The organism is Enterobacter cloacae complex sp. 418I7 (assembly GCF_050030705.1).
GTDB lineage: Bacteria > Pseudomonadota > Gammaproteobacteria > Enterobacterales > Enterobacteriaceae > Enterobacter > Enterobacter intestinihominis.
The window spans coordinates 81323-95893 of sequence record NZ_JBLGUU010000002.1 but is presented as its reverse complement, the minus strand read 5'-3'; the positions used below and the strand labels follow the sequence as shown (position 1 = coordinate 95893).

The 14571-nt window shown below is 49.8% G+C and carries 19 protein-coding genes and 1 pseudogene; 18 read left to right on the top strand and 2 right to left on the bottom strand.

What is annotated here, in order from left to right; all coding sequences use genetic code 11:
* The first annotated feature begins 110 nt into the window (after window positions 1-110).
* The 10 genes and pseudogenes from ACQG0S_RS23220 (at window position 111) to ACQG0S_RS23175 (ending at window position 8293) form a co-directional block, all read left to right on the top strand.
* A complete protein-coding gene (locus ACQG0S_RS23220) occupies window positions 111-704 on the top strand; it encodes a phage N-6-adenine-methyltransferase (RefSeq protein WP_057102250.1) in 594 nt (197 codons plus the stop codon).
* 202 nt (window positions 705-906) lie between these two features.
* A complete protein-coding gene (locus ACQG0S_RS23215; protein WP_000262979.1) occupies window positions 907-1137 on the top strand; it encodes a hypothetical protein in 231 nt (76 codons plus the stop codon).
* Window positions 1138-1662: 525 nt separating this feature from the next.
* Window positions 1663-2341 (top strand): annotated as a pseudogene (rnhA, locus tag ACQG0S_RS23210) (ribonuclease HI).
* A gap of 142 nt (window positions 2342-2483) precedes the next feature.
* Window positions 2484-2978, top strand: a complete 495-nt coding sequence (locus ACQG0S_RS23205) for a hypothetical protein (protein ID WP_049002215.1) — start codon at window positions 2484-2486, stop codon at window positions 2976-2978.
* A gap of 9 nt (window positions 2979-2987) precedes the next feature.
* Window positions 2988-3176: a hypothetical protein gene (locus tag ACQG0S_RS23200; protein WP_000872126.1), complete on the top strand. Its 189-nt coding sequence runs from the start codon at window positions 2988-2990 to the stop codon at window positions 3174-3176.
* A 108-nt stretch (window positions 3177-3284) separates the two neighbouring features.
* Window positions 3285-4127 (top strand): Rha family transcriptional regulator, encoded by an 843-nt coding sequence (locus ACQG0S_RS23195; protein ID WP_049002216.1) that lies wholly within the window; start codon window positions 3285-3287, stop codon window positions 4125-4127.
* Between the two features lie 108 nt (window positions 4128-4235).
* A complete protein-coding gene (locus ACQG0S_RS23190) occupies window positions 4236-4808 on the top strand; it encodes a hypothetical protein (RefSeq protein ID WP_049002217.1) in 573 nt (190 codons plus the stop codon).
* A 141-nt stretch (window positions 4809-4949) separates the two neighbouring features.
* Window positions 4950-6635, top strand: a complete 1686-nt coding sequence (locus tag ACQG0S_RS23185) for a DUF4942 domain-containing protein (RefSeq protein ID WP_049002218.1) — start codon at window positions 4950-4952, stop codon at window positions 6633-6635.
* Window positions 6636-6693: 58 nt separating this feature from the next.
* The gene (locus ACQG0S_RS23180; protein ID WP_227880419.1) at window positions 6694-7518 is read left to right on the top strand and encodes a hypothetical protein; all 825 of its coding nucleotides are present in this window, start codon (window positions 6694-6696) and stop codon (window positions 7516-7518) included.
* 76 nt (window positions 7519-7594) lie between these two features.
* Window positions 7595-8293 (top strand): lysozyme inhibitor LprI family protein, encoded by a 699-nt coding sequence (locus tag ACQG0S_RS23175; RefSeq protein WP_022649925.1) that lies wholly within the window; start codon window positions 7595-7597, stop codon window positions 8291-8293.
* A 55-nt stretch (window positions 8294-8348) separates the two neighbouring features.
* Here ACQG0S_RS23175 and ydfZ read toward each other — a convergent pair whose 3' ends face one another.
* Entirely contained in the window at window positions 8349-8552 is a 204-nt protein-coding gene (ydfZ, locus tag ACQG0S_RS23170) for a putative selenium delivery protein YdfZ (RefSeq protein ID WP_426750862.1), read from the bottom strand.
* A 187-nt stretch (window positions 8553-8739) separates the two neighbouring features.
* Between ydfZ and ACQG0S_RS23165 the strand changes: the two genes are divergently transcribed.
* The 4 genes from ACQG0S_RS23165 (at window position 8740) to ACQG0S_RS23150 (ending at window position 10928) form a co-directional block, all read left to right on the top strand.
* Window positions 8740-9006 carry a hypothetical protein gene (locus ACQG0S_RS23165; protein WP_022649927.1) on the top strand — a complete coding sequence of 89 codons (267 nt, stop codon included), beginning with the start codon at window positions 8740-8742 and terminating at the stop codon, window positions 9004-9006.
* 84 nt (window positions 9007-9090) lie between these two features.
* Complete coding sequence (locus ACQG0S_RS23160) at window positions 9091-9408, top strand: hypothetical protein (protein ID WP_022649928.1); 318 nt, start codon at window positions 9091-9093, stop codon at window positions 9406-9408.
* A gap of 81 nt (window positions 9409-9489) precedes the next feature.
* On the top strand, window positions 9490-10326 hold the full coding sequence (locus ACQG0S_RS23155; protein WP_022649929.1) for a GIY-YIG nuclease family protein: 837 nt from the start codon (window positions 9490-9492) through the stop codon (window positions 10324-10326).
* Between the two features lie 83 nt (window positions 10327-10409).
* Window positions 10410-10928 (top strand): hypothetical protein, encoded by a 519-nt coding sequence (locus ACQG0S_RS23150; protein ID WP_022649930.1) that lies wholly within the window; start codon window positions 10410-10412, stop codon window positions 10926-10928.
* Window positions 10929-12354: 1426 nt separating this feature from the next.
* On the opposite strand, the gene ACQG0S_RS23145 is transcribed toward ACQG0S_RS23150, so the two are convergent.
* Window positions 12355-12597: a hypothetical protein gene (locus tag ACQG0S_RS23145; RefSeq protein WP_022649931.1), complete on the bottom strand. Its 243-nt coding sequence runs from the start codon at window positions 12595-12597 to the stop codon at window positions 12355-12357.
* 231 nt (window positions 12598-12828) lie between these two features.
* Here ACQG0S_RS23145 and ACQG0S_RS23140 point away from each other — a divergent pair, with 231 nt between their 5' ends.
* The 4 genes from ACQG0S_RS23140 to ACQG0S_RS23125 all read left to right on the top strand — a co-directional run bounded on the left by ACQG0S_RS23140 (window position 12829) and on the right by ACQG0S_RS23125 (window position 14427).
* On the top strand, window positions 12829-13044 hold the full coding sequence (locus ACQG0S_RS23140) for a hypothetical protein (protein WP_161496784.1): 216 nt from the start codon (window positions 12829-12831) through the stop codon (window positions 13042-13044).
* Between the two features lie 140 nt (window positions 13045-13184).
* Window positions 13185-13496, top strand: coding sequence for a hypothetical protein (locus ACQG0S_RS23135; RefSeq protein WP_016051706.1), 312 nt, complete (start codon window positions 13185-13187; stop codon window positions 13494-13496).
* A 127-nt stretch (window positions 13497-13623) separates the two neighbouring features.
* Window positions 13624-14019 (top strand): hypothetical protein, encoded by a 396-nt coding sequence (locus ACQG0S_RS23130; protein WP_049002219.1) that lies wholly within the window; start codon window positions 13624-13626, stop codon window positions 14017-14019.
* Window positions 14020-14145: 126 nt separating this feature from the next.
* Window positions 14146-14427 (top strand): hypothetical protein, encoded by a 282-nt coding sequence (locus tag ACQG0S_RS23125; protein ID WP_039264869.1) that lies wholly within the window; start codon window positions 14146-14148, stop codon window positions 14425-14427.
* The last annotated feature ends 144 nt before the right edge of the window (window positions 14428-14571 follow it).

Sequence of the window (14571 nt, the reverse complement as noted above, 5' to 3'; positions counted from 1 at the left end):
AAAACGCGCCAGAGAGCTTCCCGTTTGCGAATCTGGCGCGTTCTTCTTTGTTTGCTATCCGTTGGATTAAATGAAAAAATAGGTAAGTGTTTACCTATTAAAGCAAAGTAATGATCGCAGCCGAAAAAATCAAAAAGCGAGAGCGTGATGCCTCTCTTCGCGACCTTTGGCGCACACCGCAGTGGTTGTTTGTCGCCATCCAACGTTACATAGGCGTAAAGTTCGATGTGGACGTCGCCTGCAACAAAGATAACGCTCTCCTGCCGAACTTTATCGGTGTTGAGCGTGATGCGCTCAAGTGCAGCTGGGGAGAACCTGGCACTGTGGCGTTCCTTAACCCGCCCTACTCCAAAATCACCCCCTGGATAGACGCAGCCATCCGCGAGCAGGCGCGTGGAGTGACGACGGTCATGTTGATACCACAATCCCTCGATACGCAGTGGTACGAGCGTGCGGCTGAATGCGCCAACGAAACCGTCATCTTGTCTGGCGGCCGCGTGGCGTTCGTTGAGCCAGATGTTGAACTTGGGCTGGTGGAGGTGAACATCAACCCTGGTGGCAGCATGTTGCTTATCTTCCGTGGCTACTGTCAGGAAGCTGGGCACACCATCAACAAGATACCGCTGGCGGTGATGAAAAAGCTGGGTGGTTATGATCCTGCCAATGTTGTCAGGAAGAAGAGACCACGTAAAAAGGCAGCGTAAACACCAGTCTGGGAGTTAGTTTGAGAACCTGCGTCTGTATATATAAATAACTAAGTACTAATTATTAATATATACAGACGCAGGCTTTTTAAGACGTGATTTCCAAACAACTCCCAGACCGTTTTACACCTCCAGAACCCACTGGAACCCCTCTTCAGACGCTCTAGAATCGATTTTATGAACCACAGTAAGGAAAACTATCATGGTATACCCGACGAACGTCGTAGCGCTCGTTGAGAGCGATTTTCTGGCCAAAGTGCGCGACATGATGAAAGATCGCGATAAGGCTTTCAGTCTCTACGAATGGTCGCTCAAATGTCTTCATTCAGGCGAGCACAAAGAGCTGGTGGAGCAGCTGTTAGGGGAACTCATCAATGAGGTGTTTGCCCTGAACGTCCAGCTTCATGGGCGAGAAAATAATCAATCGAAATAATCGGTAAGTACTTACCATTTAAAACGCAGATCGCCAGTGATAAAATCTACCCGCTTTCCGGATTGATTCCGGCAGCTCGACCTGATGGGTGGGGGATAGCGTCACTGGCGTCAGGTTTAAAAAAGCTCACTACCAGCGTAGAACCGGCACCGTTTAGGGGTTGGGGAAGGGGGAACCAAAGTGAGCAGAGAGAAGGGTCACTTTATGATTGTCGAGTCTGGAGTGTTTCGAGAGGTTGAATCCAGTACTCCCCTTCATAAAGTGTGGGAAGATCTCGGTTCTGGGGTGCTGTCATCCATAACTTCCCAAGCCTAAGCTGGCAGTAGACTTAGGTCATAACTTTTCAGGTTATGTAACGACCAGGTTGGTGAGGAAATTTTGTACTCACCTCCCTGGGAGAGTATTACCTGAAAAGACAACCTCTCACTTCGTTCGAGGTGAACTTCACTCACTTCGTTCGTTCAGTTCAGGTTTTAATAAAACCTGTTCTGGGAAGTAAGTTTTTCTTTTCTAAAAATTTTTAATATTTACACGCACGCGTGCGCACACGCGCGAGGGAAAAAAAATCGTCGCGGCGCGCGATTCTGGAGCCAAAATGACGACCAAGACCCCAGCCCGGCAACATACTGGCTGCCGCACGAAGTCCAAAGCCAGATACCAAACCCACCAGCAATCCCGTACCAACTTCAAAACCCCCGTAGTCGAGTTCAATCCCCAGCTCAAAACCGTAAAAGTATTCAGTGATGGCTCTTGCCTCAAAAATCCGGGCGGGCCGGGCGGTTACGGCATCGTTCTCCAGTATCGAGGCGAAGAGCGCGAGCTTTCTGAGGGCTTCCACAGCACGACCAACAATCGGATGGAGATGATGGGCGCCCTGATTGCGCTGGAGCGTCTGAAGTACCCCTGCAACGTGATCCTGCATTCCGACAGCCAGTATTTAAAAAACGGCATGACGCTCTGGATGAAAGGCTGGAAGCGTAACGGATGGATCACGTCTGAGAAGAAGCCAGTCAAAAACGTCGATCTCTGGAAACGTCTCGATTCGGCCGCCAGCCGTCACAATGTCCGCTGGAAGTGGGTTAAAGGTCATGCCGGTCATCGCGAGAACGAAATGTGTGACCGCCTGGCGAAGATCGCCGCCTACTCCGCAGCTGATATGCCTCACAAGCGTGACATTGGATTTTTGTCACAAAATGATAAGTAAGTATTTACCTATCATTTTAAATCAGGTATCTTACCGTTCGTCAGGATGACGAAGTACCGGTTAGGTACTGTTCCAGGATGGAACGCCAAAAGGCGGCTGGCCAAGCCAGCCGCAACTCTTTCTGACACAGAATGGAATCCAAATGGCACGTCAAACGCCTTTCACTTCTTTCAATAAACGTCCCCGTTCAATTCGCCTGGTTCTGGCCGAGCTGTTTAGCGGTCGTGTTTCTGCACGCCTTGCGGAACTGGAAGAACGAGTGTTTGAGCTGGAGAAGCGCATTGATGCGCAAGCTACCGCCATAGCAAATCTGGGTGCGACAGTAGGCATGGGGAAGGTGCGTGATTCCGTCGCCTCTCGTGTGTTGCGTGAATCCCAGGCACACAAGGACAGTTCCCATGGAAAATTTTCAACGAAATCGACTGAAGCCAATGGCCTACGGAGTAATTTTAGCAACCCTGGCAGCGGTAGCCGTGCCAGCCGGTCAGAGTCTGTTGATACCGGACACAACTACTTCCACCACAACCTTGCAGACGACACCCCTGCCAGAACGACCTCCTGTCTCTCTGGATGGGATGCTGCTGGACACGATTCCAGCTCGACCTGCAACTCCGGATCTTCCTTCTACTGTGACTGAGGCTATTGCATGAAATGGAGCTTCCAGAAAGTCACCGCGATGATTGTTGGCCTCGCCATTTTTCTGCTTGGTGGCTGGATCATGAATCTGGTGAAACTCGTGAACGGTGGCGATCTTCAGTTTGATGCCGGAATGACACTTGCGCGTGTCGTGGGAATTTTCGTTGTTCCGGTGGGCAGCATTCTCGGGTTCTTTTGATGCCGAATCCATTTTCGGCACTGTTAAAACAAATTGTTTAGCCAATTAACCAATGAGAGTTAACAACAAGGGCCACTGACGGCCCTTTTTACACTGAATGGAGAATGTATGTTTGAGATGACTACTTTATCGATTCCCGGTGTGCTCCCGGACAGACCATTGATGTCCTCAAAAGAAATCTCAAAGCTGACCGGTAAACGACACAGCGACATTCTTCGCGACATCCGTAGCGTGCTGAATGAGCTGTATGCCGACGATTACCATAACGCAAAATTGCGTTATGAGAAAAATCAGTTACTTACAATTGTTGAAGGCATTGTTGTCAACATCGATTACCGGGGAATGGAAGGCGAGTACATGCTCGACCGAAAGCATACCGATGTTCTCATTACCGGCTACTCGTTGAAGTACCGCGCTGCTGTCATTGAGCGCTGGCATGAGCTGGAAATGAGTGTTTCAAGCGGGGCGCTTTACGGTGCCTACCCCAGCATCCCGGAAACCTTTTCAGAAGCACTTCGACTGGCAGCCGATCTTGAAGAACAGCGTGCTGATCTTGAGCGCAAGCTGTCGGTGGCAAGGCCAAAAGCCATTCTCATGGACACCATTTGCGGCACTGCTGATGAGCTTTATGGGCTGAATGAAGCTGGTCGCATTCTCAGAACGTCCGGGGCTGTTCTGGGTGCGCTGATGGACTCGCTGGGTGATGTGTACGTTAAGCGCAAATACACCACTGTTAACCGCCAGTTCCTCAAGATCTTCATTGACCGCGGATATGGCAAAAACGTTGTCATCGGAAACGGACGCAACCAGGCCAAGTTCACTTTTAAAGGACTTTGCTTTGCTGCCGTGAAGCTAATTGCTGCCGGGAAAATTACCGCCAGCGCCATTGAGTATGAGCCGTGTCGTGAGCATGTCGAACGTGAAATGAAGGAATCCAAACGTCTTCATTAACCGTCAGTGTGGGCGTCCGCCTTTACGTAGCGTTTGCCCACCTTTTCAGTCACGCCACGATAACGCCATCGAGAAAACAACTTGTTTAAAAACATAAGGAAAAAACACATGTGCGAAAAATGCAAAAAAACTAATGCCAAAGTTGAAAGCGTGATTAAAAAAGTTGGTGCGGCCGAACTGGTTGAGATCATGGGTCTTGTGGTTGGTCACGAAGACGACGCCTCCCCTATCGACCGCCTTTTCAGCGTTCTCAAGTTCTCAAGCATGATTGATGATCCGATTGAAATTGTGATGCTGGCGCGTCATTTCGGCGAAGCGTATCTGGAAGAGAAAGAACGCGCCGACAAACTTCAGGCAACTCTGGAAATGGTAAGCAAGCCGAAGTGCTCACCGGATTCAGTCAAGGCAGATGAAACCAACGCCAGCAAAGATCGCGAAATCGCCGGACTGAAGTCTTCTCTGGCGATGTTGCTGGCCGCCTTCAAACTGATGTCTTCCCAGGCTGGGTTCAAAATGCCTGATCTGAACAGCGACGATCCGATGGCCGTTCGCCAGCTGCTGGGGACAATGGCCGACCAGCTTGACGACACCAAGAGCCGTCTTGAAGACATGATGCGCGAGCTGACCCATCGCCACGACCTGAACAAACAGCCGCACAAAACGCAGCACGTACACCACTAATTTCTCACCTGCCGACAGGGGGCGAAAGCCCCCTTTTTTACGCCTTAAATCAGCTGCAACGCCTGTGAATGCTGCTTTTACGCCTTTTCAACTTTGGGAAAATAACACCAACAAGAAAACAATTTGTTTAATGGTGCAATCATGAATACAGCCCTTTCCATCATTGACGCTATCACCCCAAACACTGATATCGACTACCGGCAGGAAATGAACGTCATCCACGAAATTGTGGCCGAGTGCGAGAAAGAGATCGCATTTATGCATCAGGTTCACGACTTCGTTTATGGCGACGAACGCCACAACATGATTAACCGCCTGCTGCGACTCAACCACCGGCCGGATGACGAGCGCACACGCTTTAACAGAGCCTGGCTGGACAAGGTCGACCTTGAATGGGTGAAACAGAATATCTGGGCCGAGTACTGGAAGAAGGTCACGGATATGACAAACGTTCTGCTGATCATGCCAGCTTCCCGCCGCGACGAGTGGCGTGAGCAGTTTATCGAGGGCAAGCAGGAGACCATCAGGACTGACAGAACCGGCTACCAGATGAAGGTTAAGGAGTTCGTTGGTGTGCCGGAGTTCAAAGCAGAAACGGTCATCCCAACGATGCTCAATCTGCTGAATGACAGGCACAAATATCTCTCTGAGCGCGTGTATGGCTTGTTTAAAGCGCTGAGTCCTGCCCACAAGACCAATAAGACGAACGGCTTTAGCGAGCGTCTGATCATCGCCAACTGCATTTCCGAGTTCTGGCGGGACAGCGTCAGCGTGAACTACCGGAAAGAGGACTACATCGACGACCTGCGCGTCATGCTTCATTTCTTCGCACACAAAGAGTTCATCACCATCAACCGCACAACTGAGATGCTATCAGCTGCGTACCGGGCAAACGACTGCCAGACCGGTGACTGGATGAATGTCGACGGAAACCTGATGCGCGTGAAGATGTTCAAGAACGGCAACGTTCACTTTGAAATACATCCTGACGTGGCCTGGAAGCTGAATGAGGTGCTGGCTTACAGTATGCCTGCAGCAATCCCGGCGCCATGCCGTACTGCACCCAAAACACGGGCACCAAAAGAGTTCGGGTTAATCCAGAAGACGATCTCCGAGCCGGTTCGTACCGCGCTGCGCGACGGGCGATTCAGCAAAGACAAAGGCGTCTGGTACTTTTCTGATTCCAACCTCCAGAAGTCGCAGGTGGAAGAGCTTGAGCGCACACTGAACTTCATTGGCGGCGTACAGGAGAAAAAGCACTGGCAGTTCCCGTATGAGATCGGCCATACGCTCAATACGATTGTGGCCACCGGCTTAATACCGGATACAAAATCACACCAGTTCTACCCTACCCCACGTCTGATAGCGGAGTACGTTGCCAGAGCCATTGAGCTGAAGCCAGGTGAGAAGCTGCTGGAGCCTGAAGCCGGGCGCGGAGATCTGCTGGCCTGCATCGACGCCAATCCGGAAGACGTTACCTGCATAGAAGTCGCACCTCTCTTCGCTGATATCCTGCTTGGCAAGGGGTACACAAATACGGTCTGCTGCGACTTCATGAAGTGGTCTGAGGACAACGCAGGTTATCAGTTCGACAAAATCGTCATGAACCCGCCCTACTCTCTTGGCCGTCACAGAGAGCATACGCTGGCCGCGCTGGAGCATCTTAAAGTCGGCGGGCGACTGGTGGCTGTACTGCCGGGTGATGCGCCAGTTCTGAACTGGATGTCGCTGGATAATTACGTTTATGCCAAAGGGAAGTCGTTTACTGACGAGTTTGAAGACACCGGAATCACTGTCAGCGTATACGTTTTCAAACGTGTAAAATGATAGGTAAATACTTACCTAGTTTATGTAAGAATAGAGCCACTTTATCAGAGGTAAACACATGAGCGAAAAATCGAGAATTACATTCGCCAGCGTTGAGCAGGCGAAGCTGCCATTTAATTTAGTGCTACAGGGGAACGCAGGAGCGCCTGCCGGAACCATCAAAATCGACAAGGAGCTTGTGACGTTCGAAGGTAACTTTGATGAATCGGCGCAGGTTTTTATCGACCATCTGGCACGCCGTTGGAGCCAGCAGTGGAGAGACCTTGAGAAACGCGCCAATGAGTTTGCCCGGTTCATGGACGCAATGGACACAGCAAAAGAGGCTCTGGCTGCCGGCACTCCGTTAGATCTGGAGCGCGTGGGAGGCTGCATGAAGGTCGAGAAATTAGATGTTCTTTCCTTTGTGCTGACGGATCTGGAACGTCTCGACCCGGTACGCGTAATGATTGAAAACTACGAGCCGGGTAAGGGAAGAGTCACCATAACCTGCTATGGGAAAGCGTGGACTGCCGCCTGGTTTGCGATGGGCGGTGATGATGTTCAGACATTTATTAAGCGAGTGAGTGATGATTACTTGATTGGCTGCCTCGCCCCTCAACTGCGAAGTACGGTCGGCGATGACAACGACGCAAATCTGATTTTCGTAAAGTCCGAAATCATAAAGTTGCGCAGAGAGAGGGAAATCGACGCAGAAACGGCCAGAAATATGTGGGACGAAGCTGAAAACGCTGATGACGTAAAAGAGAGTTGCTGCTGTTTCGGAGTAGGTAACGAACTGCTGAGTTTGTTTGGCGATGAACCGTGGTATGCAGGCTGGCCAACGGTGCCAAATCCAGCATACCAATACCTTGAGCGTATGTCAGAGCGGTACGTGATGGACTGAAAGTGGTTGACGATCAGTCGAGAGAAGCAGTTGGTTAAGTGATATAGTCAGGCGCTTTTGTATTTATGGAGTGAATATGAAAAATATCCTACTGGCATCATTGTTGGTGGCATCGCCGGTCTCATTTGCAGCCAGCTTTGACTGCCAAAAGGCTTCGACAGAAATCGAACACAAAATCTGTGACAACGAACGCCTGTCAAAATTAGACGAACAACTTAGCGCAACCTATTCCAGCGCGCTCAAGGCTAACCCAGAAAATGCAGATACCCTAAAGACGGTTCAACGACAGTGGGTAAATATGCGTGGAAAACTCACTGATGATAAGGCTCTGGAGCTGGCTTATCTTATCCAAATTAATGGTCTCAATGGCTTAGGTGTTCCGGCCGCTACAGCAGCGGTCAATGAGACACCGAAGCCGACGCAGAAACAGCCTGAAGTTCAGGAAAAGACAAGCAAGGCAGACGCAAAGCCGGCCAAGAAAGGTAATGAGCTAACTCTGGAATCATTCCGGGCTAAGTATATTGAGGTCAATGGTGAGTACTACAGTACGACATCTCTTCCCAGAGGGAGTTCGTTTTTGTTCACCTGCGCCAGTCGCATTGCTGACGACCAGGTAAATGTCTGGAAGAAGCACGCAGCAAAAGAGGGCAAGATCGACCTTTTCTTTGAGCTTGAGAATCGCATACACACCGCGATGTTGAATGCCAATTTTCAGCAGCTGAATAGTGATTTAACTAAAACAGGCATTTGCGATCTGATTACCGCTGTGCCATAAGACAGATAAGGCCACTAATTGTGGCCTTAAACAATTTGTTTTATTGATGGTGAAATCAATGGAACCCCAGGCGAACTAAATCCATTGGGCAGAACAGACCTTCCACACCTTCGATAGACACGCAGTCAGAGCGGCGTAATTGTTCTTCTGATTTGCCTTCTCCACAGATTTCCCAGATGACTCCCGTTGCACCATTCGTTGCCACCATCACCCGGCTGCCGGCAGTGATAGCGTTACGGTTGCGATCATAGGTCTTCATCGTTTCCTCCTTTCACATGGGTCAAATCAGGTCTCAAACGTTGTCGTTTTCCATGTATGTGCAATTACCGAAATCTCAAGTGCCGAAACAAATTGTTTTCACCACCTAGTTATTTAATTAACCATCAAAGTTGATTCATTGCATCTAAAATACTACTGTTTATACATACAGTATTGGGGTGTGTGAAATGGGCAGAGAAAATTCCAAATATGTGATCGTCTACAGGGGAGAAGTGCTCAAGTACTTAATACCTGGACAGTTCGTTTTCTTCCAACGTAAAAAAGAATACGGCGGTGGATTCTGGCTTGGTAAAACGCATGAGAACGGGTTCGAGTTTGTGCTGGAACAACCCACTTCACTTAGTTACGGGCTTGCATATCTGATCAGACTGTCTAGTGTTGAAGCCAGACATATGGAGTTCGTGGACGACATAGATGACTTTAAATTGACCTAATTACCCCTTAAACATTTTGTTTTCAGCCTTTTGTTATCTGAGATAATAACGAATATAAGAAAACAATTTGTTTAAGGAGTTGGTATGTTGAAGTTCACGGAAGTCTACAAAACGGCAGTGATCAGCACCGCCCACGTAACGGCAGCGGATTCAGAGCGGCTACCCATTGCCTGCTTCGACCCACTTACCGATCGCGGGTTGAATTGGGTACACGGTACACAGTACGGCTGGATTGTTCGTGCTGGAATGCGTGGCAGTGACTGGAAAGAAGAGCTAAGTGAATACGGCATTTCGAAAGAGGCGATCTCCAACATACAGGCCATACTGGATGCCGGCTTTGACGCGGTGCAATTCGATTGCGACGCCGAGCTGGTGGATGGGCTGCCTGCATGGGACTGGTAATTGCTTGTTCCGAGTGGACAGATCGGCTCTCTGTGTGAGATACAAGACGGCAGAGTCGATCTAATCAGGGACACTTTATGCATGGAACTATTCCAGTACCTTCAGTCGCGATACCCGCCGCTGACCCCACAGAACTGCAAAATTCATTTAGCTAGCACCAACGAGTATAAAGAAAACCCGATAACGGAGTTCGTAAACAAGACGTTTGATAGTTGGCAATGTCTACAGAAGCATAAAAGCTTTGATAGAACTTATGTTGTCTCACTCATTCAGACTGAAGATAAGGAACGATTTCTCTATGCCGGGACCTATATCAAGAAGGGGTGTAGTCTGACGGCATCTCATTATGTCCCAGGTCGGAATGAAACATACAATCTCTATCAACTGACCCCTGTTACTGAACTGGATGAATATCGTGGGCGTATGTACGTTCGCACGGCTCGTCCTCGCAACTTTATCCTGAAAGGTGAGACGCTAGCTGGGACGATGCAAATCGTCGAGATCTCCCCTGTTTGTCTCTCGTTTGGTGAGTTTCCCGGCTACAAAAACGTGGTACTGGATAGAGTCAGTCTGGGAGCCATCATCCGGCAGGAGCTAAAATCGTGGAAAACAGCGCTGAGTATTGTCAAAGGCATTTACCTGCTAACCGATGTCGATGGAGAGAAGCTGTATGTTGGCCAGGCTAACGGCAAAGACGGAATATGGGGAAGATGGAAGACCTACTTTACGACGGGACACGGTGGGAACGCCGGACTGATTGAAGCGTTCGGTACCTGCGACGAGGAACGGCTCAAAAACGTCACGTTTTCCATTCTGGAGATCATGGACAACAACAGCGACAAACACGAAATCAACAGGCGTGAAAAACATTGGAAAAGTATCCTGCTTTCGCGCTCAATAGGTCACAACCGGAACTGAGCACCGGTGAGTTCGGATTATGGTTTTGTTTGCGAATATAAGAAAACAAGTTAATAACACCGATAAGTAAACAAGGAGAGTCAATGAATTTTCGTTTGACCTGTGCTTTCGCGTTGGGCATATCGTTTTCCGCAGCGGCTGCTGAAAGCACAGATGAATTGATACGCACAGCGCCACCGGCAGGACGCGATACCATGCTGCTCTGCAACGCAGAGCTTCTTTCAGGCAAAACCGCGACCCAATTGTCTGGAAAAGCCTACCTAGAAGGCGTGGGAGAGCAGATCTTGTTTGCGATAATCCCAACCACTAAATCTGACGAATACATGCAGGCATTTTTCAGCGCTTGGGGATTCACGCCATTTGGACAGGTCGAAAGCCGCGAGCAATTCCACAACTGGGCACTGATTCATCTTGGACGGCAAAATCTCGTTCGTGGGAAGACTTCCGATTACACCTTCGTTAATGCTACGCCACAGGACAACATCGATTTTCAGATGCGGGATATCCTCCGCTTTTACGACTGTCAAAACCAGAATGCACGTCCTGACTGGACCCGACAAGAATCCGCCACCCAAAAACACTTCAATGGGAATGTCTATTAGACATTGAGCCAGGACTATCAATCCATTGACATTGGCGGTCACAAATTGAGGATTTCTATAAGAGTCCGTTGATCGCCACTTTCCCCACCCTTCCAACCTACCCCAGCCCAGGCGTGACAAGGCATTTAAGTCAATTACACTCATAAGAAAACAAATAAATAACACATCAACGAAATGTCAACGATTTCCCCTGATTTGGTCTAAAAAGTTGACGTTTTCGCACGCCATCTCTTATACCCAAAATCCTGCGCACCAGAACCCATCTCCCTGCGACCAAAACGTCAAAAACGACTCGTGATACCACCCAAAAATAGACATGCTCAGAAGCGCTCCCGTTGCGTTGTATTGGATATCTAAACAAGTTGTTTTCAGGTACAGGAAAACAAGTTAACCACACCCACAGGAAACCCAGAGACGCCATTACCCAAAATCCCGGAAACACCCACCTCTTCCTGTCAGGCTACCGGAAAGACCCACCTCTTTGCCCCAGGCTACAGACCACCCACCTAATCTTCCCAGGCAATCGAGAACGCAGCTCGCGCACGCAAACCCCGAGACGCCATTACCCAATACACGGAGAAGAACAGCCAGAACGAAACCCCGGACAAACCAAGACCAGAACAGAACCGTCGCAATCTCGCTTACCCACTATTACCCCGAAAGATTACGCAAATTCCTGAATAGCAGGGAACGCCATTACTTCATATGCGGAGAACAACAAAAGCGCCCTACTGCCATTACCCACACTTCCATCATTTCACGTAAACGAAGAGAAAAGCGCACCTGCCATTACTCCATACACGGAGAAGAACACTCACCAAAACGACGAGAACGACCCAGACGAAAACACAGAGAAGAGCCACCTCAAGAAGAACGAAACCACATACGCCGGTAGAGAGAACAAACCTCCCGTTTCACCCAAAGAAATACTCGCCGTATAGAGCGTTATCAGGGGGGAGGTATACGCCCCCATAAGAGGGAGAATTAGAGGTAGGTATAAGTGGGAAGGGGAAGAGGGGGATCGCTACTTCCTCCGTAGAAATTCAAGCCATAGTTTTCATCCCCCGTGACGTCCATTTTCACCCCTTCGGTCAGCCTTCGGGCCATCCAGGGAAAAGGTCATGTCCCTTTTCAGGAACGGGAGCGTCGCCGCAGGGAAAAGGCTGGAGGTTTTCAGGGAAACGGTGGGAATCCCGCTATACGAACCGGGAAAAGGCTGGCTGCCGGTCGGGGAACGGGTACATCCCGGTACAGAGAGAGGGACGACTGCGGGAGTATGCCTTATTCCTCATTCACCTGAAGAGTGCGGGAAATGGTGAATCCCGCAGTTAAGCGTTGAGACCAGATCAGCTTCGCACGCTCATGTCGGGAAGCCAGATCTAGTGTAAAGGGTTACGGGTTTTGGTGGCGAAATCGCCGATGACGCTTATTCGAAAATCTCACTGCCCTGATTCGCATCGTCCCTGTTGTCCCACAAATCATCGAGCGCCTCTTCTCTTGTCCCGAAGGGGCCGGAGACGACAGGTGCGTCTGAACTGGTGTCGTCCAGCTCTGTATAAATCTGACCGTTGGTCAAAATGATGCGTCCGACAGAGATACCGCCATGTAGCAGTTCGCCTCTCTCGACGTCGATGCTGAAGTAACCGTCTGTGTAGTTGTTAGTGCTCATCACATTCCCTCTGAGTTAGCCAGATACATACATAGCAATAAATCGACACAAACACATCAGCCTTTAATGAATACTTTTTCCCCGCTTTCTTATTGCGATAATAACAACAACAAGAAAACAACATGTTTATTTAACGGAGATAAGCGCATGACCATTTTCATTTGCCAGCACTGTGGCCGCGAGTATGAAGGCGCTACAGTTTGCGCCTCTGACGATTGCCCGGGGAATGAAATTAAGATGCCTGTGCTGGTGGAGGTATGGAGTGTGGATTCGCTGGCCGAATGTCTGGATGCTGTAGGGCCGGAACTGCACCGCAAGCTATGGTCGTTCGTCCCGGCAGAAGGGGAATCGCCCAAAGGGAAGGATATCTGGCACCTGCTCAGTGAAGATGAACAGCGGGAGCTGGTGGACGCGGTACACATTGAGTTCCCGGACGACGAAGATTAAGAGTGAGGCCACCAGCACGGTGGCTTTTTGCTGTTTGCAACCTCCGGGGCAGCGCAGCGCCGTAACGCTATGCTTTGTAGCCGTTTTCTCGCTGGTATTATTTACACAAATAAGAAAACAAGTTGTTTACGGAGTGAATTATGAAAAACGCGATGATCACCAAACTGAGTGCGGGCCAGCCACGTAAAGAAAAACCAACCGCAATGAGCCAACTGACCCTGCTCGATATCATCGCCAATGGCACTGCCATTCGCCTGTTCAAAGAGACGCTGGTCTCGTTCGACAATGGTTCCCGCACGCGTTACGTAATGAGTGTGCGTCGCCAGAGTGGAAGAGGGTGGATGGCAAAACAAGTTATCTGGCCGGAAGGAGAACTGGAAATGGCGCTACTGGAAGCGAACAAAGTCGCCCAGCAAGAAATCCAGCGTGCTTCTCTTCTGGCGACAGCCTGACATGTGCAAAAGCGATTAGTCGACCCTACGACAGCCCCGTTCATCCTTCGGGGCTTTTTTAGCCTCTTGTATTGTAAGTACATACCTATGACAATAATATAGGTTAGTCAACTACAGGGAGATAAAGATGACTGTTTTACGCGAAAATCTTGTGATGGATTTACATTATGCGTCCGAAACCACCTTCGGCGAGAAAGTTGCCAAACTGACCGTCGTTCTGCGTGACAACACTACCGGAACGGAGGTTCACACCAGCACCTTAGTGCGCGAGGGAGAAGGTGAAAGTGCGGTATACACCGTAGGTTATCAGAACATCAGCAACGCAACCGACCCGCTGCTGCTAACGCTGGAAGCGTATTTCCGCACCGCAGACAAGGCGATGTTCGATAAGCTGATGACCAGAGTGGATACGCTGTTTACCTCTGATTTGAACTCTAACAGCACCTGGATGGGTCAATACGGTCTGCGTATCGTTTCCAGCGCGATGGTAGACGAATTTATTCCCGAAAGCGTGTTTGAATAATCCCTCCAATGGCGCGTACCCCGCGCCATTTTCTTATCCCCGATAACAAAATGTTTTCTGCCTTATCCACACTGCGATAATTAAACAAACAAGAAAACAAGATGTTTACGCATGGAGGATATGCACATGACCGATTTCACTATCTCACCTAAAGCTGAAAACGTATGGCTGGAATCCTGGCTCGACCTGTCGCCGGAAGAGCAGCTGGAAATGGATCACATTGAACAGGACGAACAATGTGATGCCCGCTTCTTCCGCTTTGAGGACAGCGTTTATGACATTGCCGACTTCATGCGCGATGACCGCTTCCCGGACTGGCACGCAGGCTACCCATTAAATGCCTTCGCCATGCTGATGATCCGCGTGGATGGCTCAGGCGATACCATCGACGTCGGTCTGCTCCACTAAGAGAACGAGGCCCCCATGCTGGTGGCCTTAAATGACCATCCTGTTTCCCGCAGGCAAAAAACACCCACCTCTTGTCGCCAGGCTACCGAACAACCCTCCGACTCCCTGCCGGCCACCAGCTGCCGGAACAGAACGCTTGGACGC

Excerpts from the sequence above, each read along its gene's own strand:
- ACQG0S_RS23185 (WP_049002218.1), top strand. The coding sequence starts at position 4,950 with ATGAATACAGCCCTTTCCATCATTGACGCTATCACCCCAAACACTGAT.
- ACQG0S_RS23155 (WP_022649929.1), top strand. The coding sequence starts at position 9,490 with ATGGAACTATTCCAGTACCTTCAGTCGCGATACCCGCCGCTGACCCCA.
- ACQG0S_RS23195 (WP_049002216.1), top strand. The coding sequence starts at position 3,285 with ATGTTTGAGATGACTACTTTATCGATTCCCGGTGTGCTCCCGGACAGA.
- ACQG0S_RS23215 (WP_000262979.1), top strand. The coding sequence starts at position 907 with ATGGTATACCCGACGAACGTCGTAGCGCTCGTTGAGAGCGATTTTCTG.
- ydfZ (WP_426750862.1), bottom strand. The coding sequence starts at position 8,552 with ATGAAGACCTATGATCGCAACCGTAACGCTATCACTGCCGGCAGCCGG.
- ACQG0S_RS23190 (WP_049002217.1), top strand. The coding sequence starts at position 4,236 with ATGTGCGAAAAATGCAAAAAAACTAATGCCAAAGTTGAAAGCGTGATT.
- ACQG0S_RS23220 (WP_057102250.1), top strand. The coding sequence starts at position 111 with ATGATCGCAGCCGAAAAAATCAAAAAGCGAGAGCGTGATGCCTCTCTT.
- ACQG0S_RS23125 (WP_039264869.1), top strand. The coding sequence starts at position 14,146 with ATGACCGATTTCACTATCTCACCTAAAGCTGAAAACGTATGGCTGGAA.
- ACQG0S_RS23175 (WP_022649925.1), top strand. The coding sequence starts at position 7,595 with ATGAAAAATATCCTACTGGCATCATTGTTGGTGGCATCGCCGGTCTCA.
- ACQG0S_RS23135 (WP_016051706.1), top strand. The coding sequence starts at position 13,185 with ATGAAAAACGCGATGATCACCAAACTGAGTGCGGGCCAGCCACGTAAA.
- ACQG0S_RS23145 (WP_022649931.1), bottom strand. The coding sequence starts at position 12,597 with ATGAGCACTAACAACTACACAGACGGTTACTTCAGCATCGACGTCGAG.
- ACQG0S_RS23180 (WP_227880419.1), top strand. The coding sequence starts at position 6,694 with ATGAGCGAAAAATCGAGAATTACATTCGCCAGCGTTGAGCAGGCGAAG.
- ACQG0S_RS23205 (WP_049002215.1), top strand. The coding sequence starts at position 2,484 with ATGGCACGTCAAACGCCTTTCACTTCTTTCAATAAACGTCCCCGTTCA.
- ACQG0S_RS23165 (WP_022649927.1), top strand. The coding sequence starts at position 8,740 with ATGGGCAGAGAAAATTCCAAATATGTGATCGTCTACAGGGGAGAAGTG.
- ACQG0S_RS23200 (WP_000872126.1), top strand. The coding sequence starts at position 2,988 with ATGAAATGGAGCTTCCAGAAAGTCACCGCGATGATTGTTGGCCTCGCC.
- ACQG0S_RS23130 (WP_049002219.1), top strand. The coding sequence starts at position 13,624 with ATGACTGTTTTACGCGAAAATCTTGTGATGGATTTACATTATGCGTCC.
- ACQG0S_RS23160 (WP_022649928.1), top strand. The coding sequence starts at position 9,091 with ATGTTGAAGTTCACGGAAGTCTACAAAACGGCAGTGATCAGCACCGCC.
- ACQG0S_RS23150 (WP_022649930.1), top strand. The coding sequence starts at position 10,410 with ATGAATTTTCGTTTGACCTGTGCTTTCGCGTTGGGCATATCGTTTTCC.